Annotated in this window: 18 protein-coding genes, 2 tRNA genes and 1 other RNA gene; 9 read left to right on the top strand and 12 right to left on the bottom strand. The window is 67.3% G+C overall.

Annotated elements, in window-relative coordinates:
- Nucleotides 1-4: 4 nt before the first annotated feature.
- Nucleotides 5-2,119 (bottom strand): phosphate acetyltransferase, encoded by a 2,115-nt coding sequence (pta, locus tag C5E10_RS03460; RefSeq protein ID WP_104330458.1) that lies wholly within the window; start codon nucleotides 2,117-2,119, stop codon nucleotides 5-7.
- A gap of 102 nt (nucleotides 2,120-2,221) precedes the next feature.
- On the opposite strand from pta, the gene ffs reads away from it, so the two are divergent.
- From ffs to C5E10_RS03445, 3 genes are all read left to right on the top strand, one after another.
- An RNA gene (gene ffs / locus C5E10_RS03455) (signal recognition particle sRNA small type) lies at nucleotides 2,222-2,318 on the top strand.
- Between the two features lie 128 nt (nucleotides 2,319-2,446).
- Complete coding sequence (locus C5E10_RS03450; protein WP_104330457.1) at nucleotides 2,447-3,100, top strand: SDR family oxidoreductase; 654 nt, start codon at nucleotides 2,447-2,449, stop codon at nucleotides 3,098-3,100.
- A gap of 106 nt (nucleotides 3,101-3,206) precedes the next feature.
- Nucleotides 3,207-3,294: transfer RNA gene (locus C5E10_RS03445), tRNA-Ser, on the top strand.
- 148 nt (nucleotides 3,295-3,442) lie between these two features.
- Here C5E10_RS03445 and C5E10_RS19030 read toward each other — a convergent pair.
- The 5 genes from C5E10_RS19030 to C5E10_RS03410 all read right to left on the bottom strand — a co-directional run bounded on the left by C5E10_RS19030 (nucleotide 3,443) and on the right by C5E10_RS03410 (nucleotide 8,508).
- On the bottom strand, nucleotides 3,443-4,564 hold the full coding sequence (locus tag C5E10_RS19030) for a hypothetical protein (protein ID WP_181062620.1): 1,122 nt from the start codon (nucleotides 4,562-4,564) through the stop codon (nucleotides 3,443-3,445).
- Nucleotides 4,565-4,821: 257 nt separating this feature from the next.
- Entirely contained in the window at nucleotides 4,822-6,186 is a 1,365-nt protein-coding gene (locus C5E10_RS03425; RefSeq protein ID WP_104330454.1) for a hypothetical protein, read from the bottom strand.
- Nucleotides 6,187-6,435: 249 nt separating this feature from the next.
- Nucleotides 6,436-6,819, bottom strand: coding sequence for a 50S ribosomal protein L7/L12 (gene rplL / locus C5E10_RS03420; protein WP_104243228.1), 384 nt, complete (start codon nucleotides 6,817-6,819; stop codon nucleotides 6,436-6,438).
- 45 nt (nucleotides 6,820-6,864) lie between these two features.
- Nucleotides 6,865-7,380: a 50S ribosomal protein L10 gene (gene rplJ, locus C5E10_RS03415; protein WP_104243230.1), complete on the bottom strand. Its 516-nt coding sequence runs from the start codon at nucleotides 7,378-7,380 to the stop codon at nucleotides 6,865-6,867.
- A 255-nt stretch (nucleotides 7,381-7,635) separates the two neighbouring features.
- Complete coding sequence (locus tag C5E10_RS03410) at nucleotides 7,636-8,508, bottom strand: LysR substrate-binding domain-containing protein (RefSeq protein ID WP_181062619.1); 873 nt, start codon at nucleotides 8,506-8,508, stop codon at nucleotides 7,636-7,638.
- 113 nt (nucleotides 8,509-8,621) lie between these two features.
- Here C5E10_RS03410 and C5E10_RS03405 point away from each other — a divergent pair, with 113 nt between their 5' ends.
- From C5E10_RS03405 to C5E10_RS03390, 4 genes are all read left to right on the top strand, one after another.
- The gene (locus C5E10_RS03405) at nucleotides 8,622-9,773 is read left to right on the top strand and encodes an FAD-dependent oxidoreductase (protein ID WP_104330452.1); all 1,152 of its coding nucleotides are present in this window, start codon (nucleotides 8,622-8,624) and stop codon (nucleotides 9,771-9,773) included.
- Nucleotides 9,770-11,032, top strand: coding sequence for an allantoate amidohydrolase (locus C5E10_RS03400; protein WP_104330451.1), 1,263 nt, complete (start codon nucleotides 9,770-9,772; stop codon nucleotides 11,030-11,032). The genes C5E10_RS03405 and C5E10_RS03400 overlap by 4 nt, the downstream gene beginning before the upstream one ends.
- Before the next feature lie 120 nt (nucleotides 11,033-11,152).
- Nucleotides 11,153-12,196 (top strand): YqaJ viral recombinase family protein, encoded by a 1,044-nt coding sequence (locus tag C5E10_RS03395; protein ID WP_258070986.1) that lies wholly within the window; start codon nucleotides 11,153-11,155, stop codon nucleotides 12,194-12,196.
- A 62-nt stretch (nucleotides 12,197-12,258) separates the two neighbouring features.
- Entirely contained in the window at nucleotides 12,259-13,260 is a 1,002-nt protein-coding gene (locus C5E10_RS03390) for an NADP-dependent oxidoreductase (RefSeq protein WP_258070985.1), read from the top strand.
- Between the two features lie 21 nt (nucleotides 13,261-13,281).
- Here the strand turns inward: C5E10_RS03390 and C5E10_RS03385 are convergent, their stop codons facing one another.
- Nucleotides 13,282-13,950, bottom strand: coding sequence for a FadR/GntR family transcriptional regulator (locus C5E10_RS03385; RefSeq protein ID WP_104330450.1), 669 nt, complete (start codon nucleotides 13,948-13,950; stop codon nucleotides 13,282-13,284).
- A 186-nt stretch (nucleotides 13,951-14,136) separates the two neighbouring features.
- Here C5E10_RS03385 and C5E10_RS03380 point away from each other — a divergent pair, with 186 nt between their 5' ends.
- On the top strand, nucleotides 14,137-15,918 hold the full coding sequence (locus tag C5E10_RS03380; protein ID WP_104330449.1) for a 2-isopropylmalate synthase: 1,782 nt from the start codon (nucleotides 14,137-14,139) through the stop codon (nucleotides 15,916-15,918).
- A gap of 100 nt (nucleotides 15,919-16,018) precedes the next feature.
- Here C5E10_RS03380 and rplA read toward each other — a convergent pair whose 3' ends face one another.
- The 5 genes from rplA to C5E10_RS03355 form a co-directional block, all read right to left on the bottom strand.
- On the bottom strand, nucleotides 16,019-16,705 hold the full coding sequence (gene rplA, locus C5E10_RS03375) for a 50S ribosomal protein L1 (RefSeq protein WP_068482355.1): 687 nt from the start codon (nucleotides 16,703-16,705) through the stop codon (nucleotides 16,019-16,021).
- 103 nt (nucleotides 16,706-16,808) lie between these two features.
- Nucleotides 16,809-17,240, bottom strand: coding sequence for a 50S ribosomal protein L11 (gene rplK / locus C5E10_RS03370; RefSeq protein WP_104243242.1), 432 nt, complete (start codon nucleotides 17,238-17,240; stop codon nucleotides 16,809-16,811).
- 113 nt (nucleotides 17,241-17,353) lie between these two features.
- On the bottom strand, nucleotides 17,354-18,283 hold the full coding sequence (gene nusG, locus C5E10_RS03365; RefSeq protein ID WP_104243244.1) for a transcription termination/antitermination protein NusG: 930 nt from the start codon (nucleotides 18,281-18,283) through the stop codon (nucleotides 17,354-17,356).
- An 88-nt stretch (nucleotides 18,284-18,371) separates the two neighbouring features.
- Nucleotides 18,372-18,683: a preprotein translocase subunit SecE gene (gene secE / locus C5E10_RS03360; protein ID WP_104243246.1), complete on the bottom strand. Its 312-nt coding sequence runs from the start codon at nucleotides 18,681-18,683 to the stop codon at nucleotides 18,372-18,374.
- Between the two features lie 70 nt (nucleotides 18,684-18,753).
- Nucleotides 18,754-18,826 (bottom strand) — tRNA-Trp (locus C5E10_RS03355).
- Nucleotides 18,827-19,018: 192 nt separating this feature from the next.
- Between C5E10_RS03355 and C5E10_RS03350 the strand changes: the two genes are divergently transcribed.
- Nucleotides 19,019-20,230 (top strand): pyridoxal phosphate-dependent aminotransferase, encoded by a 1,212-nt coding sequence (locus C5E10_RS03350; RefSeq protein WP_104243248.1) that lies wholly within the window; start codon nucleotides 19,019-19,021, stop codon nucleotides 20,228-20,230.
- The last annotated feature ends 179 nt before the right edge of the window (nucleotides 20,231-20,409 follow it).

Here is a 20,409-nt window from a genome sequence, read left to right as displayed (position 1 = left end):
GCTCCTAGGAGCGCTGCGCCTGGATCGCCGTGATGGCGACGGTGTTGATGATGTCGGAGACGAGCGCGCCTCTGGAGAGGTCGTTGATGGGCTTGTTCAGGCCCTGCAGGATCGGCCCGATCGCGACAGCTCCGGCGGAGCGCTGCACCGCCTTGTACGTGTTGTTGCCAGTGTTGAGGTCGGGGAAGATGAACACCGTGGCGCGGCCGGCTACCTGGCTGCCTGGCATCTTCTTGCTCGCGACCGCCGCATCCGTCGCCGCGTCGTACTGGATCGGCCCTTCGACGGGCAGCTCCGGCATGCGCTCGCGCACGATGCCGGTTGCGGTGCGGACCTTGTCGACGTCGGCGCCGGACCCCGACTCGCCGGTCGAGTAGGAGAGCATCGCGACGCGCACGGCGATGTCGAACTGGGTGGCCGTCTCGGCGGAGGAGATGGCGATGTCTGCGAGCTGCTCTGCCGTCGGGTCGGGGTTGACGGCGCAGTCGCCGTAGACGAGGACGCGGTCGGCAAGGGCCATGAGGAAGACGCTCGAGACGACGGAAACGCCCGGCTTGGTCTTGACGATCTCGAAGCCGGGGCGGATGGTGTGAGCCGTGGTGTGCGCGGCCCCTGAGACCATTCCGTCGGCGAGGCCGAGGTGCACCATGAGCGTGCCGAAGTAGCTGACGTCGCGCACGCGCTCGGTCGCGGCCTCGATCGTGACGCCCTTGTGCGCCCGGAGCCGCGCGTACTCCTCCGCGAAGCGGGCGACATAGTCGGGGTTGCTCGTGCTCAGCACGTGAGCGGCCGAGATGTCGACGCCGAGGGCGGATGCACGGCCACGCACCTCGGACTCCTCGCCGAGGATCGTGATCTCGGCGACCTCGCGCGCCAGCAGCGAGCCCGCTGCCACGAGGATGCGGTCGTCGCTCCCCTCGGGCAGGACGATGTGCTTGCGGTCGGAGCGAGCCCGGTCGAGGAGTGTGTTCTCGAACATGAGGGGCGTCACGACGAGCGACGGCTTGACGTTGAGGAGCGCGACGACCTCGATGGCCGGGATGTGCTGCTCGAACTTGGCGAGCGCTAGGTCGATCTTGCGGCGCGAGATGCCCGCGGCGGCGAGGCGTCCGCGCGTCTGCATGATGCGCTGGGCTGTGTCGTAGGTGCCGAAGTTGGTGCGGATGATCGGCACCTCGACGTTGAGGCCGTTGATGAGGCGCTCGATCGCCGGAGGGAACTCGAAGGGGCCGTTGACGACGATGCCCGTGAGCGACGGGAAGGTCTCGGCTCGCTGCGCGAGGAGCACGGCGAGGAGCACCTCGGTGCGGTCGGCCGCGATGACGACGACGGCACCCTCCTTGAGGCGCTCGAGGACGTTCTGCATGGACATGCCCGCGAGCACGATGCCGAGGACCTCGCGACCGAGGAGCTCGCGGTCGCCGTAGACGAGCTCGCCGCCGACCGCATCCAGGAGCTGCGACAGGGATGGAGCCATGAGGAGCGGCGTCTCGGGGATCGCCCACACGGGCACCTTGTGGCCGAGCTCGCGGAGCGCGCGCTCTGCGACGGCGGCACGCACCTCTTCCGTCGCGTGCTCGTCGGCGCGGTTGATGGCGATGGCGAGCAGAGTCGCGTGCGCCGCGTCGAGCTCGGGGAGGGTGACCTCGAGGGCCTGCGCCAGCTGCTCTGGCGTGCGCGGCTGGCCCTTGTCGGCGTCGAGGCCGGTCAGGACGAGCAGGACCGGCGCGCCGAGGTTCGCGGCGACGCGAGCGTTGAAGCCCAATTCGGCCGGGTTGCCGATGTCGGTGAAGTCGCTGCCGACGATGACCACGGTGTCGCAGCGCCGCTCGAGGGCCCGGTAGCGGGTGACGATGCGGGACAGCGCCTCGTCGGGGTCGGCGTGCACGTCGTCGTAGGTGACGCCGAAGCCCGACTCGTACTCGAAGCCGCGGTTCTGCGGGTCGAGCTGCGAGAGCAGGAGCTCGAGGATGTCGTCTCGCGCCTCAGCGCTCTGCACGATGGGCCGGAACACGCCGACCCGGCCGATCGACCGGCTCAGGGCACTCACCACGCCGAGCGCGATAGCTGACTTGCCGGAGTGACCCTCTGATGACGTGATGTAGATGCTTGTCCCCACGTCAGGCAATGGTAGTCGGGTGCCGACTCAGCGGGCTGTCGTGATCCTGCCAATTCGAACCGCCCCGGATTCGCGTCTCGCTCCCGTCGCGCTATGATGGTCGACGGCTCCTCGCGTGGCGCCATCCAGGCCAACTCCCCCAGGGCGGAAACGCAGCAAGGGTAACCGGGCTCTGGCGGGTGCGCGGGGGGTCTTTTCTCTTCCCGGGACTCTCCCCCCGCAGCTCCGGCATCCTCGGCCCCTCGAGCACCGGTCGACGCGGCCGCTCGCAGATCGCCCGCCGCGAACGCTGGCCGTGAACTCAGGCTGACCAGCTTGACTGCAGGCATGAGAATTGCAGTCATCGGTGGAAATGGTCAGATCGCACGCCTCCTGACAACCCAGCTCATCGAGCGCGGTCACCGCGTCACGAGCGTCATCCGCAACCCGGACTACGTGGATTCCCTCAAGGAGCTCGGCGCTGATCCGGTCGTCGCCGACCTCGAGCAGAGCACGGCGACCGACCTCGCCAAGCAGCTCGGCCATGTGGATGCAGTCGTCTTCGCCGCAGGCGCTGGCCCTGGCAGCTCCGCGGAGCGCAAGCTCACGCTCGACCGCGACGGCGCGATCCTCTCGGCGGATGCTGCCGAGATCGCGAACGTGCGCAGGTTCGTCGTCGTCTCCGCCATCGGCACGGATACGTTCGACCGCGACTCTGACGACGTCTACCAGGTGTACCTGCGGGCGAAGAGCGAGGCCGACGCCGACATCCGTGCCCGCAGCGCGAAGCTCGACTGGACGATCGTGCGCCCCGGCGGTCTCACCGACGACGAGCCGACTGGCCACGTCAAGGTGGGCGAGCAGGTCGAGCGCGGCAGCATTCCTCGTGCAGACGTGGCGGCGGTGATCGCGGCCCTGCTGGTTCGCCGCGTGGGCATCCACAAGCAGTTCGAGGTCGTGTCGGGCGACGACGAGGTGGGCGAGGCAGTCAAGAAGCTGTAGCCAGGGCGCGCCTCGCGGGCTCGCCGCGGGCCGATTTGGCGCTCGCGTTCACGAACGGTCGCCAGACCCGCTATGCTCTTTCGAGGTGAGCGCCTGGCGCTCCCGTGGAGGATTCGCCTAGTGGCCTATGGCGCACGCTTGGAAAGCGTGTTGGGTGAAAGCCCTCAGGGGTTCGAATCCCCTATCCTCCGCCATGTGAACGAAAGCCCCGACCAGGGATTCCAGGTCGGGGCTTTCGTCATGCTGCAGGCACGGCGTGCGGACGCGCAGGCGCTTGTGCGGGAACGCGAAGAGGGCGCCACCCGAAGGTGACGCCCTCTTCACGAAGAGCTCGGTGAGCTACTAGGCCTTCTTGGTCGCGAGGCGACGAGCGACGAGCACGCCAGCGCCCGTGGCGAGCGCGAGGAGACCGATGCCGGCTGCGCCGAACACGTCTTCCGCGCCCGTCGTGGCGAGCTCAGGCGACTTGTGCCCGGTGTTGGTGCCTCCACCGTTGCCCACGGGGACGGTCGTGACCGTGGGTGCCGTGGTCGGCGCGGTCGTGGTGCCCGGCGTCGCCTCGGCGATGAGGAACGTGAACGTCGCCGAGAGACCGCTCGACTGCGAGAGCGTCACGGTGTACTCACCGACGGGCAGCGGGGTGCCCGACTGGTTGATGAGGACGCCCGGGTAGCTGCCGTCTTCACCGACGACCGAGTCGTCGGTCGGGTCGACCTGAACCGAGGAGCCGTCCGGGGAGGTGACCGTGAGGTCGAGCGCGAGACCCGGCGTGAAGTTCTGCGCCGTGTACGTGATGTCGTCCGTGGGGAGGAAGCTGTCTGCGTTCGCGTAGGCGAGCGGAGCCTCGACCGTGGGGGTCGGCGTCGCGGTCGGCGTGCTGGTCGCCGTCGGCGTAGCCGTGGGCGTTGCCGTCTCAGTGGGCGTTGCCGTCTCGGTCGGCGTCGCGGTCTCGGTCGGCGTCGCGGTCTCGGTCGGCTCTGGGCTCGACTCCTCGGCCACGGTAAAGTCGAACGTCACGACGTTCTGCGCGGGCCCGGATGCGTCGGTGTAGTCCTGCGTGATCTCGACACCGTAGTCACCCACGGCGAAGCCCAGGGTCGAGATGAGCTCGCCGCTGTAGTTGCCGTCGCCATCGACGTCCCAGGCAGAGTCGCCGCTCGGCTCGACCGGGACGGTCGAGCCGTCGGGCAGCGTGAGCGTAATCGTGGAGAGAGCAACGTCAGGAGCGAACCCCGTGAGGGTGTACGTGACGTTCTCGTCGGGCGTGAAGCTCGACTTCGTTGCCTGCCCCGTCGCCTCGGATGCGGCGGACGTCTCCGCGGGAGTCGTGGTCTCGACGGGAGGGGTGGTCGTTGCTGCGAACGCAGGGGCGGCAGTCAGCACGGCGCCGCCGGCGAACACGCCGAAGGCGATCGCGAACGCGGACGCGCGCTTGCGCGACGGAGAGAAGAATGAGGAAGCCATAACCAAATCTTGGCCTGACTCACAGGCTATGTCCAGAAGGTCACGGCGGAACTTAGCGAAATCGAGATTGATTCGGTTCAAGACCCGAGATTAAAAGTCCTGATCAAAGGCTCTTTATAGACCATACCTTGGACCGGTTTCCAAATCGGGGACTTCTCACCAACTTCGTGAAAAAGCATGGACATCAACGGCGACACAAAAAAAGCGGGACTGAAGCCTCTCGGCCCCAGCCCCGCTCATGACAACTTGCGCTGTTCTCAGCTCTCGCGTCGGCGACTCAGGAAGCGCGCGCCGGTGACTGCCGCAGCACCGAGGCCGAGGACAAGCAGGCCGATGCCAGCCGCACCGAAGGCGTCTTCCGCACCAGTGGTCGCGAGCGACTTGCTCTGCGCCTTGCCCTTGGTGTCGGCGTTTCCACCGTTGCCAGCGCCGTTGCCGCCGTTCCCGGCCGGGGCCGAGGTCGAGCTCGGCGACGTACCGCCGGTTGCGGGAGTCTCGCCCGTGACGGCGAAGGACGCCGCGGCAGTCTGCTCTTCGGCAGCCGCGACCGCATCCTGCTCGAGTTCGACAGCCGCTGGGGACTCCGTGGTCGCCGTCAGCTCGGACTCATCCTGGACGATGAGCGGCACCGCGCGGGCGGAGTCTGCGGCAGGAGCACCGGTCTCCTCGCCAGCCGCGGGGCTGATGGTCGTGAGCGTGATGCCGTAGTCGCCAACAGCCCAGGCTGCGTCGTACGTGATGATGCCGGCGTAGTTGCCGTCAGCGTCCGGCGTGATCGGCTCGGCCGATTCGAACTCAGCCGAGGTGCCATCCGGAAGCAGGAGCGTGAGGCCAAGCTCGACGCCGGGCGTGAAGCCGGTTGCGACATAGGTGATGCCCTCTGCGGCCTCTTCCTGCGTGTAGCTGGCCTGCTCGGTCGCCACTGCGGGAGCCGCAACGGGGGCTTCGGTCTCGGTCGGAGAGGGCGTCGCCGTCTCAGTCGCAGTCGCAGTCGGGGCGAAACTGGCGGTCTCCGTCGGCTCAAGCGTGGGCTCCTCGGTGAGCGTCGGCTCAGGCGTCTCTGTCTCCGTCTCGGTCGGCTCAGGAGTTGCCGTCTCGGTCTCCGTGGGCTCGGGAGTTGCCGTCTCGGTCTCGGTCGGCTCAGGAGTTGCCGTCTCGGTCGGAGCAGGGGTCTCCGTAGCTGCAGGCGCGACCGCAGCGAAGGCCGTCGACGCCTGGACACCCTCGGACTCGTAGAGCACGACTGAGTAGTCACCCTCGGCCCAGGCCTCGTCGCTCGTCAGCTCGGCGCTGACGGCGCCGGAGGCGTCGACCTCGTGCGACGCGGTGCCCCACGACCAGTTGGTCTGACCCTCAGGTCCGACGACCCGCACGTAGACGAGGTTGCCCGGCGTGAACCCAGAGCCGGTGACCGTGACTCCGGAGGCGTCTGCGGCGACGGATTCCTCAGAGACAGAAGCGGAAGCCGTGCTCGTGTCGCCGTCGACACTCGCATCGACCTGGTCGCCGTTCGCGGCGAACGAGGGCGCGGCCGTGACTGCGACTCCACCGGCGACGACGCCGAAGGCGATGACGAGGGCCGTGGTGCGAGCGCGAGCGCTCTTGAAGGTGTCGGAAAGCATGAGGGGACGCTAACACGGCGGATTATTGTGCGTCGAGGCCGAAATCGGGTCAAGCGACACGCGGAAAGTTGCTGATTCTCGTCAACACACCAGTCACATTGGTCACACTGACCTCAAGAATCGCACCTTCAACAGGGGTTTTCTCGCAAACAGGAACGAGGCACCGCATCCAGGAAATGGATGCGATGCCTCGTGAAAAAAGTTCCTTCGGCGTGTCGGAACACACCGCGCAGAACCGCTGCGGGATGACTACTTGACGGTCACCGAAGCGCCGGCAGCCTCGAGGGCGTCCTTTGCCTTGTCAGCAGCTTCCTTGTTGACGCCCTCAAGAACGGCCTTCGGAGCACCGTCGACGAGTGCCTTCGCCTCACCGAGGCCGAGGCTCGTGAGTGCGCGCACCTCCTTGATGACCTGGATCTTCTTGTCGCCAGCGCCCTCGAGGATGACGTCGAACTCCGTCTTCTCCTCCTCTTCGGGTGCGTCAGCAGCTGCAGCAGCAACGCCTGCAACTGCAACGGGAGCAGCAGCGGTGACCTCGAAGGTCTCCTCGAACGCCTTGACGAACTCGCTGAGCTCGATGAGCGTGAGCTCCTTGAATGCTGCGATGAGCTCTTCAGTCGTGAGCTTTGCCATGTTTTTTCTCCTTGTGTGTTGTTCTAGCCGCGAGATCCCGTAGGACTAGTTCGCGGACTCCTGCTTTTCGCGCAATGCCTCGACCGTGCGAACAGCCTTGGCTGCAGGCGCGGTGAACAGGTATGCGGCACCGAACAGCGAGGCCTTGAAGGCGCCGGCAAGCTTGCCGAGCAGAACTTCGCGGGACTCGAGGTCGGCGAGCTTGTTGACCTCTTCTGCACTGAGGGGGTTTCCGTCGAAGAAACCACCCTTCAGGACAAGCTGAGGGTTGTCCTTGGCGAAGGTACGAAGACTCTTCGCGACTGCGACGGGGTCGCCGTGCACAAACGCGATTGCGCTCGGGCCGGCCAGCTCGTCGTCGAACGCGGTGATTCCGGCGTTGTTCGCCGCAATCTTCGTCAGCGTGTTCTTCACCACGGCGTAGCTTGCGTGCTCACTGATCGAGCGACGCAGCGTCTTGAGCTGCGCAACAGTGAGACCGCGGTACTCAGTCAGCAGGACGGCGGTCGAGTTCTGGAACAAGTCCTGAAGCTCGGCAACAGTTGCTTCCTTGGTCGCCATGGCACTCCTCTCTCTCTTGCACGTGCATGACGTTTGTCATTCACGCACCGCAGGCGCATCTTCGATGCACAACACACAAAAAAGCTCCGGTCGCAGGTGGACCGGAGCTGAGAGGATGCGCTTGCGCGCAGAGCAGATCTGCTTCGTTCACCTGCGCGGGACGTTCTTGCGAACCTTCGTTCGTGTGCGTTCTCACGCACAACGAAGACCTGCGGTCTTGGGCTTCCGAAAGCGTACATGCTCGCGCGGCGATCGTCAATCCGAGTCGCGGAGACTCTCGATGAGGAGGCTGGCGCTCGGGTGAGAACGCTGCCCTTCGACGGCATACAGCTCGGTGCGGGGCGAGCCGAGCAGCGGGCGCACCACCACCCCCGGCATATGGAATCGGGCCACCGACGCCGGCAGGATCGACGCGCCGACGCCCGCTGCGACCAGGCCGAGGACCGTCTCCTGATGCACGACGCTCTGCACGATGCGCGGCACGGCCTGGACTCCCCCGAGCCAGGACATGACGGCCGAGACGAAACCGGGCATGAGCTCGAACGGGAAGAGCACCACCGCCTTCTCGTGGAAGCTCCCGGGGGCTACGACCGCCTCGGCGGCGAGCGGGTCACCCGCCGAGAGCACGGCCACCAGGTCCTCTCCCTCGAGCAGGGTGGCGCGGAGGCCGGGAACGGCGAGTGGGTCACGGAGTATCCCGACGTCGAGCTCGCCTTCGAGCAGGAGCGTCACCTGCTCGGCGCTCGTGAGGGACTGCGGCTCGAGCTGGATGCGCGGCCTGAGCAGCTGGAACGCCTGCAGCCCCCTGGGCAGCACGCTGTAGCTCGCCGAGCTCACGAAGCCGATCCGGAGCCTTCCGGCCTTCCCTGCTGCCACGTCCCCGAGGTCCGAGACGGCCCCGTCCAGATCGTCGAGGACCGATCCGACTCGCTGTCGGAACATCCGGCCAGCAGCGGTGAGGGAGACGCTCCGCGTCGTCCGCTCGAACAACGTCACGCCGAGCTCGTCCTCGAGCTTGCGGACGGCGACGGTCAACGGGGGCTGCGTCATGTGGAGGAGTGCCGCAGCACGACCGAAGTGCAGCTCGTCGGCGACGGCGACGAAGTACCTGAGCTGGCGCAGTTCCATGGCTTCCATTCGTGAGGCATATCAAATGCTCTGCAAATTATATTGGACACGCACGAACCGCGGTGGCCTACTGGAGGTCGAGCACCATTCGAGCAACCTCGCAGGGAGCGGATATGACCGACACGATCGTCATCGGCGCGGGACTCGCCGGCGCAGCAGCCGCCTGGCATCTCGCCCAACGCGGACACCACGTGACCGTGCTCGAGCGGACGACCCCGGCGAACGAGCACGGCAGCTCCCACGGCTCCGCTCGCATCTTCCGGTATGCGTACCCCGAGCAGACCTACACCGATCTCGTCGTGCGGTCGAAGGCTGGCTGGGACGAGTTGCAGCGTGTCAGCGGCACGCAGCTCATCCGCCCGACCGGCGCACTCGACCACGGGGACATCCGCGACCCCTCGGGCCTCGCGGCCGTGCTGGAGATCGCAGGCGTCGAACACGAGCTCCTCAGCGCCGAAGCAGCCAGGCAGCGCTGGCCGCAGTTCCGGTTCGAGACCGACGTGCTCTGGCATCCGGGGGCCGGGGTTCTCGACGCTGGCGGGACCGTCGACGCGCTCCTGGCCGCCGCATCCGCAACCGGGATGCTCGAGCTGCGCACCTCGTGGCCCGTCGCCCGCGTCGAACGCGCCGGCAGCGGCTACCGCGTGCATTCGGCCGACGGGGCGACGGTCGACGCGGACAGCATCGTCGTCGCCGCCGGCGGCTGGCTCCCCGCGCTCCTCGGAGAGCTGTCGCTGCCGACCGCGTTCCTCGACCAGTTCCCGAAGCTCGAAGTGCGCCAGGAGCAGGCGTACCACTTCCCCTATCTGGATGATGCGGACACTGGCCCTGATGCCGCCCCCTGGCCGACCTTCATCAGCAAGTCGCGTCAGCTGCAGACCTACGGACTGCCGGGTGGACGCGACGCCGACTGGCGAGGCCAGAAGGTCGCGCAGTTCAACGGCGGCAAGATCATCGACTCCGCGCTCACGCAGGACGGCATCGTGGATGCGGACAACCGCCGCGCGCTCATCGCGTACGCCGAGAAGTTCCTCCCCGGCGTGCGCCCGGAGCCGTTCGCCGAGACGACCTGCCTCTTCACGACGACACCGAGCGAGGACTTCGTGATCGACCGGGTCGACAACCTCGTGGTACTTTCGGCCTGCTCTGGCCACGGCGGGAAGTTCGCTCCGCTGCTCGGAGAGCTCGCCGCCGACCTGCTCACCGGAGCGGGCACCGTTCCCGATGAATTCCGCATCGCCGCGACGACAGGAGCCGCAGCATGAGCACGACCACGAACACGACCACGCCGAACGCCGCTCACCCGAGCTCCGTGTCGGCGCTCATGCGCGAGATCGAGCACCTCGGGCGAGATCGGACGCGGGGCGGCTACAGCAGGCCCGTGTACTCGCATCCCGAGCTCGAGCTCCGCGAGTGGTTCCTTGCTGCAGCCTCTGCCCGCGGCCTCGACATCGAGATCGACGCCAACGGCATCATCTGGGCCTGGTGGGACCGCCCTGACGGCAATCGCTCGGGCGCCCTCATCACGGGCAGCCACCTGGACTCGGTTCCAGGGGGCGGCGCGTTCGACGGCCCCCTCGGGGTGACGGCGGCCCTCGCCGCCGTCGACCTCCTCCGCAGCGAGGGCCGCCAGCCCAGCGTCGCCATCGCCATCGCGGTGTTCCCGGAGGAGGAGGGCTCTCGCTTCGGCGTGGCCTGCCTCGGCTCGAGGCTCCTCACGGGCGCCATCGACCCAGACCGGGCCCGGTCGCTGCGGGATGCGGACGGCACGACCTTCGCGGAGGCGTCGGCCGCGGCCGGCTTCGACCCCAGGCATCTGGGCCCAGACCCCTCGAGAGTCGCGCAGTTCAGCGCCTTCATCGAACTGCACGTCGAGCAGGGCCGCGGCCTCATCGACCTCGCCGGCCCCGTCGCGATCGGCTCATCGATCCTCGGCCACGGCCGCTGGCGAGTGAGCTTCACGGGCCAGGGCAACCACGCCGGAACAACGCTCATGGCCGACCGGCGCGACCCCATGGTCGCCGCAGCCCGGCTAATCGTCGGCATCGAGGAGATCGCCCGCACCGTGCCGGGCGCCCGCGCAACCGTGGGTCGGCTCGAGCCGGTCCCAGGCGGGACCAACGTCATCGCGTCCCGGGTCGACGCGTGGCTCGACGTGCGCCACCCGGACGACGACGTGACCGCTGCACTCGTCGAGCGCATCCGCGCTCGGGCAATCGAGGTGGCGGCCCAGCAGGGCTGCGACGCCGCGCTCGTCGAGGAGTCGCTCTCGCCGACCGTGTCGTTCGACGCGAACCTCCGCGACACGCTGCAGCGCGCACTCCCCGATGCGCCGGTGCTCGACACTGGAGCCGGCCACGATGCCGGAGTGCTCGCGGCGCACCTGCCCACCGCCATGCTCTTCATCCGCAACCCGAGCGGCATCTCGCACTCGCCCGAGGAATACGTCGAGGACGCGGACGCGGACCACGGCGCGCGGGCGCTCGCGACGGCGATCATGGCAGTCGAGGCAGCCCCGCGCTGACGTGCCGCGGCGGCGCGACCTCGACTGACGTGCGTGGCCGACGGGGGCGACGCGCCGGGAACTTTGGCGGCAACGGCGCTTGGTACCGAATCTGTCGGTGGTGTGCGAAAGAATACAAAGATGGTCATGTTCCGCCCGAGCCACGACGTCGACGAGACGTCCTGGTTCGGCGAACCCAAGACCGAACCCAAGACGGCGCCGAAATCGCGGCGGCGAGACCGCGAGCTCTACGGCCCCGCTGCGCTCGTCGACTACGCGGCGCCGCCCGCGCCGGTCCGGCAGGAGCAGCGGAGCACGAGCGGTGGACTCACGGAGCTCCACGCCGAGCCGCTGCCGCGCTTCTACACCTCAGAGACCCGGCCAGCGTCCGCAGCAGCACCGCTCTCGGCAAGCGAGGTGGGCGTCTGGCGTGCCCACGTCCCGGCCTCCGCCGAGACCGCCGCCATCGAACTCCCGGCAACTCGCGAGGTCGAGGCGATGAGCGCCCACCTCCTTCGAGTACTCGCCGACTCCAACGACCGCGCGGCCTGGCTCAAAGCCCGCTCCGACGGCGTCACCGCGACAGACGCGGCACGACTCGCGACCCCCTCCTCGGTCAAGCAGGTCGTCAAGGACAAGGTCATGGGCACCTCCTTCAACGGCAACGCGTACACCGACTTCGGCCGGCAGCGCGAGCCGGAGATCGCCAGGTGGGTCATGGAGCGCCACGGCATTCCCGCGAGCGGCCTCCTCTTCCACGCCGAGGCGTCGAAGAGCCACCTCGCGACCCCCGACGGGCTGCACTGCGACGAGGAAGGACGCATCCTCCTCGCCGAGATCAAGACCACCAACAAGGTCTGGAAGCGCATCCCCCGCTCGTACATGCGGCAGGTCTGGTGGCAGCAGTATGTGCTCGGCGCCGAGCGGACCCTCATGGTCTGGGAACGGCACCAGGACTTCATAGTCGTCGACCGCGAGCCGAAGTTCGTGTGGATCGACCGCGACGAGGCCGAGATCGCGAAACTCGTGACGCTCGCCAACGAGGTCCTCAAAGACGTCGAGAAGTACCGCGGTGAGTTCGCGCAGTACTCCACGGGCAACGCCGCGCCGTTCCAGGGATATGGCAACACGCACAGCAGCAGCGACTACACGCAGTCGTTCTACGACGCCGAGACCTACGCGTAGCCAGCCCCACGGGAGCGCCCCCTTCCCGGGAGAGTCTCCCTTTCCGGGAGAGAATGGCGCGTATGACTGACGCCTCCGACCTTCAGCCCACCTCCGACACGATGCGCGCCGCCCTGCTCACGGGCATCGGCGGGCCCGAGATGATGCAGCTCGGCGAGACGCCTGTCCCGCTCACGCTCAACTCGGACACGCTCGTGCGCGTCAAGGCGGCGGGCGTCAACCCCATCGACGGCAAGACCCGTTCAGGTGCCGGCGCTGCGAAGGCGATCTCGAGCTTCCCCTCGACCCTCGGCGGCGAGTTCTCCGGGGTCGTCGTCCGCGCCCCCTACGAGCTCGCGCCATTCCAGCCCGGCGATGAGGTCTATGGGATGCTCCTCTTCCCGCGCTACTCCGGCGCGTACGCCGAGTACGTCTCCGTCCCGTTCATGAGCCTCGCGAAGAAGCCCGAGAACCTGTCGTTCATCGAGGCCGGCGGCGTTCCACTCGCAGTGCTCACCGCCTGGGCCGCAGTGGTGGAGGCCGGGGGCGTCTACACCGGACAGCGGGTCCTCATCCATGCCGGCGCGGGCGGCGTCGGCCACTTCGCCGTGCAGCTTGCGAAGTACTACGGCGCCCACGTCATCACCACGGCGTCCGAGCGCAATCACGACTGGCTGCGCGAGCTCGGCGCAGATCAGATCATCGACTACCGTTCAGAGCGCTTCGAGGACACCATCGCCGAGCCGGTCGACGTCGTCATCGACCTCATCGGCAACGTGAAGGACCAGACGGGGACCCGCTCGCTGCGGGTGCTGCGCGACGGCGGGACGCTCATCAACGTGCCGACTGGCAGCTACCCGGAGCTCTTCGAGGAGGCCGCCGCCGAGAACCGCGGCATCGTCGCGTCGACCTTCAAGCTCTCGCCGGAGGGCCGCATCCTGCAGACCATCACGCAGCTCTTCGAACAGGGCGCCCTGCAGACCCACGTCGACCGCGTCTTCCCCCTCGCCGAGGCGGGCGCCGCACAGGAGCTCATCGCAGGGGGCCACGTGCGCGGCAAGGTCATCCTCGACATCGACGCGTAGGCCAGCGGGCACCGGCCGCCGTCAGGCCACGCTCTCCGCGAGCTCCAGCAGGTGGGCGCGTGTGAGCGCGGCCGCCGCTGGTGCGTCCTGCGCAGCGATCGCGTCGAGGATGCGGGTGTGGACGAGGTGGTCGGCGTCGCTGCCGAACTCGCTGCGAAGGCGCAGCATCCCGATCATGGCCTGCCTGCTGCGGGGCGCGAAGCCCTCGAAGAGCTCCGAGAGGATCTCGTTGTGCGCAGCGACGACGATGCTGCGGTGCAGCGCGGTGTCCGCATCCACGTGCGCCTCGATGCTCGAACGTTGCGCGCCGCGAGCCTCGGCGGCCCGCCTCATCGCGAGCAGCTCCTCGCTCGTGCGGCGTTCCGCGGCGAGCGAGGAGGCCTCGACCTCGACCGCGATGCGCGCTTCGATCACCGTCTGGATATCTGCACGCAGCAGCACAGCGTCCAGGGCCTCCGGGGTGTCCAGCGCAATCACGAAGACGCCTGCGCCCTGCCTGGTGGCGAGCACGCCGCTCCCGGCGAGCTGGCGGATGGCCTCGCGAATCGTCGAACGTCCGACGCCGAGTTGGGGTGCAAGCGTCGTCTCCCCCGGGAGCTTCTCGCCAAGCTCCCACTCGCCTGCCCGAATGCGCTCGAGGAGCAGCTTGGCCGCCTGCGCGGCGAGCGGTTCACGGTGGAGGGTACTCATGCCCCCATTATCTCGCACTGCCACAACTCGTCTACTTGTCTGAGGAGTTGTGGTAGCTTCTCTCGCATGCCGCGCACTCCGCTCACGCTTCTCTGCCACGGCGGGACCTCGCCTGACCGGTCCCCCCGCCGTGGAGCTGAGACGCGCGCCGGTCGTCACGATCGCACGACAGTCAAGGACACGACCATGCACAGCAGCACATCCCGGATCTCTCCCCCGGCCGGCCCGATCCCCAGCAACGCACCGCGCTGGAACCGCCAGCGCCACTCTCAGATGCCATCGCACCGATACCGCGACGTGCACTCGCGGGTCGAGGTGCCCCTGACGGAACGCGACTGGCCCTCACGCCGACTCACGGCAGCACCGCTCTGGGTGCCGGTCGATCTCCGCGACGGCAATCAGGCGCTGTCGGAACCGATGGACCCAGACCGCAAGCGCGTCTTCTTCGAACTCATGATCCGCATGGGCTACAAGGAGATCGAAGTCGGCTACCCCTCCGCCTCGCAGACGGACTACGACTTCGTGCGTCGCATCGCGACAACCGACATCGCTCCGGAAGACGTCACGATCGTGGTGTTCACTCCAGCACGTCGCGATCTCATCCAGCGCACGGTGGACTCGATCCAGGGCATCAGGAACCCCGTCGTCATCCACCTCTACACGGCGACGGCGCCGGCCTGGCGCGACGTTGTCCTCGGGAAGAGCAAGCAGCAGCTGAAAGAACTGATCCTCGCCGGGGGACGAGATGTCCTCGAGCTCACCGGCCACCTGCCGAACGTCCGATTCGAATTCTCGCCAGAGGTGTTCAATCTCACCGAACCGGACTACGTGATCGACATCTGCGACGCCATCACAGAGCTCTGGACGGCAACCCCGGATCGGCCGGTCATCCTGAACCTTCCCGCCACGGTGGAGGTCGCGACCCCGAACGTCTACGCGGATCAGATCGAGTTCATGCACAAGCACCTCGCGAGGCGCGACTCGGTGATCCTCTCCGTGCACCCCCACAATGACCGAGGGACGGGAATCGCCTGCGCCGAGCTCGCAGTGCTCGCAGGTGCGCAGCGAGTGGAAGGCTGCATCTTCGGCAACGGCGAGCGCACCGGCAACGTCGACATCGCAGTCCTCGCGTTGAACCTCCACGCGCAGGGCATCGACCCGATGATCGACTTCTCGGACATCGACGAGATCCGCCGAACCGTGGAGTACAGCAACCGCCTCGAGATCCACCCGAGACACCCGTACGCAGGAGACCTCGTCCACACCGCCTTCAGCGGGACGCACCAGGACGCCATCAAGAAGGGGCTCGCCGAGCATCGTTCCCGAGCTGCGCTCGACATGCGGCCGGAACGCGAAACCGAGTGGCGCGTGCCCTACCTGCCGATCGACCCCGCCGACATCGGGCGCAGCTACGACGCCGTCATCAGAGTCAACTCGCAGTCAGGCAAGGGCGGCATCTCCTACCTGCTCGAGGCCGACTACGGCATCGAACTCCCCCGGCGCCTGCAGATCGACTTCGCCAGACGCGTCCAGGAGCACACCGATACCAGCGGCCTGGAGATCGAGGCGGCACAGCTGCTCGAGCTCTTCGAGCGCAGCTACCTCCGCGTCGACACCTCGGGCCTGGAATTGCTCGACTTCAGCGTCGAAACCCGTGAAGACATCCCACGCACGCGCATCCGCGTGAGCGTCGACGGCGTCGAACACAGCGGCATCTTCGAGGAGCTCGGCCCCGCAGAGGCCGTCACCCAGCTCCTCGCCGGCGCGGGCATCTCCGTCGACATACGCGCACTCCATCAGACATCGCTCGGCGCCGGCAACAGCAGCGACGCCCTCACGCTCCTGGAGTACAACGACTCGTCAGGCGCACACTGGGTCGCCGGCCGACACCGGTCGGTGCTGACGGCAACCGTGCAGGCGATCCTGAGCGCCGCGCGACGCCAGCTCGCAGCGCTCGAACGCGCGTAGCCTCCTCCACGGGAACGCAAGAACGGCCCAGTCCGAAGACTGGGCCGTTCTCGTGTGGCGGATGCGGGGCATCCACCTGAGCTGTGCAGCTCGCGGCAGACTAGATCGCGTTGACGTCCAGCGGGATGCCGGGGCCGAAGGTCGTCGAGACGACGGCCTTCTGGATGTAGCGGCCCTTCGAGCTCGACGGCTTGAGGCGGACGACCTCGTCGAGAGCTGCGCGGAGGTTCTCGCCGAGCTGCTCCGACGTGAACGCCGACTTGCCGACGATGAAGTGCACGTTGGAGTGCTTGTCGACGCGGAACTCGATCTTTCCGCCCTTGATCTCGGTAACAGCCTTGGCCGGGTCGGTCGTGACCGTTCCGGTCTTCGGGTTCGGCATGAGGCCACGGGGTCCGAGGACCTTACCGAGGCGTCCGACCTTGCCCATGAGGTCAGGGGTGGCGACCGCGGAGTCGAAGTCGGTCCAGCCGTCTGCAACGCGAGCGATGAGCTCGTCGCCGCCGACCTCGTCAGCACCAGCAGCGATAGCTGCCTCTGCCTTGTCACCCGTCGCGAAGACGATGACCTTGGCCGTCTTGCCGGTGCCGTTTGGCAGGCTGACGGTGCCGCGGACCATCTGGTCAGCCTTGCGCGGGTCTACACCCAGGCGAAGAGCGACCTCGACGGTGCTGTTGAACTTGGACGAGCCGGTCTCGCGTGCGAGCTCGACGGCCTCGGCGAGACCGTAGAACTTGTCCTCGCCGATCTTCTCTGCCGCGGCACGGTATGCCTTGGACTTAGCCATGTTGTTCTCCTTCAAGAGTTGCGGTTGCGAGCCTGGCCGGCTCTCCCGCGATGTTCAGTACCGCGCCCGAAGCGCGACGTGTGGTGTTGGGAGCGGGAAGGCCTTAGCCCTCGACCGTGATTCCCATGGAGCGAGCCGTGCCGGCGATGATGCGCGACGCCATGTCGATGTCGTTCGCGTTCAGGTCGGACTGCTTCTGCTCGGCGATCTCGCGGACCTGGGCGGCGGTGAGCTTGCCGACCTTGGCCGTGTGAGGCGTCGGGGAGCCCTTCTTGACGCCGGCAGCCTTCTTGATGAGCTCGGCAGCAGGAGGGGTCTTCAGGATGAAGGTGAACGAACGGTCTTCGTACACGGTGATCTCGACGGGGATCACGTTGCCACGCTGCGACTCCGTAGCCGCGTTGTAGGCCTTGCAGAACTCCATGATGTTGACGCCGTGCTGACCGAGCGCGGGGCCGATAGGAGGAGCCGGGTTAGCGGCGCCAGCCTGGATCTGCAGCTTGATCAGACCCGAGACCTTCTTCTTGGGTGCCATGTCTTTTCCTTCTTTCGATTCGAACTCCGCGCTGATGCGCGGCGCTCTCCCGGTGGCCCGGCGGTTCCGGACTCCGGTGGTTTCTGAGGGCAGCAGCCCTATTGGAGCGAGATCTAGAGCTTCGTGACCTGGTCGAAGCTGAGCTCGACCGGGGTCTCGCGCTCGAAGAGCGACACGAGCACGGTGAGCTTGCCGCTCTCGGGCTTGATCTCGCTGATCGATCCGGTGAGCCCCTCGAAGGAGCCCTCCTTGATCGTGATGGTCTCGCCGATCTCGAAGTCGATCTCTGCGATGGGCTGGCGCTTCTGGAGGCCAGCCTGACCGGAGGCGTTCGCCTTCGCGGGTGCTTCAGCGACTTCGACCAGACTCTTCAGCATCTCAAATGCTTCGTTGAAGCGCAACGGGGTCGGGTTGTGGGCGTTGCCCACGAAGCCGGTCACACCCGGGGTGTGACGGACAACCGACCAGCTGTCCTCGTTGAGCATGAGGCGGACGAGCACGTATCCGGGGATGCGGACGCGCGTGACCATCTTGCGCTGGCCGTTCTTGATCTCGACCACGTCTTCCATGGGGACTTCCACCTGGTAGATGAAGTCGCTCATGTTCATGGACTCGGTGCGCTGGTGCAGGTTCTGCTTCACGCGACGCTCGAAGCCGGCGTAGGTGTGGATGACGTACCACTTGCCCGGCTTGAGGCGCAGCTCGCGCTTGAAGGTCTCGTACGGGTCGACATCCGGGTCTTCCTCGAGAGCCTCGACCTCTTCGTCCTCGGTCGCGGCAGCCGCGGCGGCCTCTTCCTCGCTCGTGTCGATCTCGAGGACATCGTTGACGATCGCGTCGACCTCGGGGTCGACGACGTCTGCGCCTTCTCCGTCGTCGAGGTCTTCCTCGGTCACGACTTCGTCGGACTCTTCGATCTCGTGGGCCGCGTCGAATTCTGCGTCGATGTCGCGGTCACCCTCCTGGGCCTCTACGACTTCGGAGTCCTGCTCCAGGGCGGTCTCGTAAAGACCGTTCGGGTCGGCGACGTTCGGGTCTGACACGATTCCTCATCTCGATTCTGTGATGCTGGGCTGCTCGCCCGTTGTCGGTGGAGGCCTGTGAGCCGGTGGAGAGCTTGGCGCGCTCCGGCTATTCCGTCGGGACCGGCGTCGCGGCCGGCTCGCTCGGGAAGAACGAGCTTCCCTGACCGAAGACCCACGAAGCGCCCCACCCGAAGAGCAGGTCGAGCACCGTGACGAGCGCCATCATGAAGATGACGAAGACGAGCACGACGCCCGTGAACTTGAAGAGCTCGGCCCGGGTCGGGGTGACGACCTTCTTGAGCTCGCCCATGACCTGACGGAAGAAGAGAGCGATGCGGCCGATGATGCCGCGCTTCGGCTCGGAGCCTCGCTTTGACTCGGCGACATCTGTCGCCTCATCTGACTTGCTTGGACTCACGCGCTCTCCCTTTCGATGGTTGAGACCTTCGATGGTGGGCCCCGTAGTGGGTGCGTTCAGCACCGAAATGCAGGGCGGACAGGACTCGAACCTGCAACCTGCGGTTTTGGAGACCGCTGCTCTACCAATTGAGCCACCGCCCTTTGCGTGAACACCGGATGCGTGCACCCGTTCACCCTGATACCGTCTGCAGCCGTTCCATAGGGAACAGTTTCAGGCGCGGTTCAGTATGTCGCTTTCGGCAACCAGGAAAGCATACGACAGGTGCCACACGGAAGTCCAACGCGGGCGCAACTCGCTGACGAGGCATGGCCGCCGGACCTAGACTCAGGGCCATGGTTTCCGACTCACGTCTCTCCCCTCGCATCGCCGCGATCGCCGAATCCGCAACCCTCAAGGTCGACGCGAAGGCCAAGGCCCTCAAGGCCGCCGGCCGTCCCGTCATCAGCTACGCGGCGGGCGAGCCCGACTTCCCGACTCCGCAGCACGTGGTCGACGCCGCCCTCGTCGCCGTGAGCGACCCCAAGAACCACCGGTACACGCCGGCACCTGGCCTGCCGGAACTCCGCGAGGCCATCGCCGAGAAGACGAAGCGCGACTCGGGCTGGGATGTCCCCGCCTCGCAGGTCATCGTCACGAACGGCGGCAAGCAGGCCGTCTACCAGGCCATCAACACCGTGGTCGGCGCAGGCGACGAGGTCCTCCTCCCCGCCCCGTACTGGACCACGTACCCCGAGGTCATCCAGCTCGCGGGCGGCACCACCGTTCCCGTGTTCGCCGGCGCGGACCAGGAGTACAAGGTCACCGTCGACCAGCTCGAAGCCGCACGCACCCCCGCCACGAAGGCGATGCTCTTCGTCTCGCCTTCGAACCCGACCGGCGCCGTCTACTCCGAGGCCGAGACGCGCGCCATCGGCGAGTGGGCCGCCGAGCACGGCATCTGGGTCATCGCCGACGAGATCTACCAGAACCTCACGTACGACGGCGTCCGCGCAGTGTCCATCGTCGAAGCGGCCCCCGCGGTCGCCGACCGCACGATCCTGGTCAACGGCGTTGCGAAGTCGTTCGCGATGACCGGCTGGCGCGTCGGATGGATGGTCGGCCCCGTCGACGCCATCAAGGGGGCAGGCAACCTGCAGTCGCACCTCACGAGCAACGTCAACAACATCGCGCAGCGTGCCGCACTCGCCGCGCTCACAGGGCCCACCGAGCCCGTCGAGCAGATGCGCCTCGCCTTCGACCGCCGCCGCACGACGATGGTCGAGGAGCTGAGCAAGGTCAACGGCTTCCGCGTGCCGACGCCAGAGGGCGCCTTCTACGTGTACGCCGACGTGCAGCGGCTCATCGGGAAGGAGATCGAGGGGCGCCAGATCAACTCCTCGCTCGACCTCGCCGACCTCATCCTCGACGTCGCGGAGGTCGCGGTCGTGCCAGGTGAGGCGTTCGGCCCATCCGGCTACCTGCGCCTCAGCTACGCCCTCGGCGACGATGCGCTCCTCGAGGGCGTGCAGCGCCTGCAGAAGCTCTTCGCGGGCGTCGAGCTCTAGCCCGCGCCGCGCATCCGCTCCACCGCGCCGCGCATCCGCGCCACCGAATAGGCCAGTTTCACCCCATCCGAAGGCTCAGGATGGGGTGAAACTGGCCTATTCGGTGGAGCGGGCGCGGGCCAGCGAGCGGACGGGCGCGTCAGCGAGCGGACGGGCGCGTCAGCGAGCGGACGGGCGGG

The sequence above is a fragment of the Pseudoclavibacter sp. RFBG4 genome (assembly GCF_002931515.1).
GTDB lineage: Bacteria > Actinomycetota > Actinomycetes > Actinomycetales > Microbacteriaceae > Pseudoclavibacter.
This window is presented reverse-complemented; position numbering and strand designations above follow the sequence as displayed.

Excerpts from the sequence above, each read along its gene's own strand:
- rplK (WP_104243242.1), bottom strand. The coding sequence starts at position 17,240 with ATGGCACCCAAGAAGAAGGTCTCGGGTCTGATCAAGCTGCAGATCCAG.
- rplJ (WP_104243230.1), bottom strand. The coding sequence starts at position 7,380 with ATGGCGACCAAGGAAGCAACTGTTGCCGAGCTTCAGGACTTGTTCCAG.
- C5E10_RS03425 (WP_104330454.1), bottom strand. The coding sequence starts at position 6,186 with ATGCTTTCCGACACCTTCAAGAGCGCTCGCGCTCGCACCACGGCCCTC.
- C5E10_RS03380 (WP_104330449.1), top strand. The coding sequence starts at position 14,137 with ATGCACAGCAGCACATCCCGGATCTCTCCCCCGGCCGGCCCGATCCCC.
- C5E10_RS03410 (WP_181062619.1), bottom strand. The coding sequence starts at position 8,508 with ATGGAACTGCGCCAGCTCAGGTACTTCGTCGCCGTCGCCGACGAGCTG.
- C5E10_RS03450 (WP_104330457.1), top strand. The coding sequence starts at position 2,447 with ATGAGAATTGCAGTCATCGGTGGAAATGGTCAGATCGCACGCCTCCTG.
- rplA (WP_068482355.1), bottom strand. The coding sequence starts at position 16,705 with ATGGCTAAGTCCAAGGCATACCGTGCCGCGGCAGAGAAGATCGGCGAG.
- C5E10_RS03395 (WP_258070986.1), top strand. The coding sequence starts at position 11,153 with ATGGTCATGTTCCGCCCGAGCCACGACGTCGACGAGACGTCCTGGTTC.
- C5E10_RS03390 (WP_258070985.1), top strand. The coding sequence starts at position 12,259 with ATGACTGACGCCTCCGACCTTCAGCCCACCTCCGACACGATGCGCGCC.
- C5E10_RS03400 (WP_104330451.1), top strand. The coding sequence starts at position 9,770 with ATGAGCACGACCACGAACACGACCACGCCGAACGCCGCTCACCCGAGC.
- C5E10_RS03405 (WP_104330452.1), top strand. The coding sequence starts at position 8,622 with ATGACCGACACGATCGTCATCGGCGCGGGACTCGCCGGCGCAGCAGCC.
- C5E10_RS03350 (WP_104243248.1), top strand. The coding sequence starts at position 19,019 with ATGGTTTCCGACTCACGTCTCTCCCCTCGCATCGCCGCGATCGCCGAA.
- C5E10_RS03385 (WP_104330450.1), bottom strand. The coding sequence starts at position 13,950 with ATGAGTACCCTCCACCGTGAACCGCTCGCCGCGCAGGCGGCCAAGCTG.
- rplL (WP_104243228.1), bottom strand. The coding sequence starts at position 6,819 with ATGGCAAAGCTCACGACTGAAGAGCTCATCGCAGCATTCAAGGAGCTC.
- C5E10_RS19030 (WP_181062620.1), bottom strand. The coding sequence starts at position 4,564 with ATGGCTTCCTCATTCTTCTCTCCGTCGCGCAAGCGCGCGTCCGCGTTC.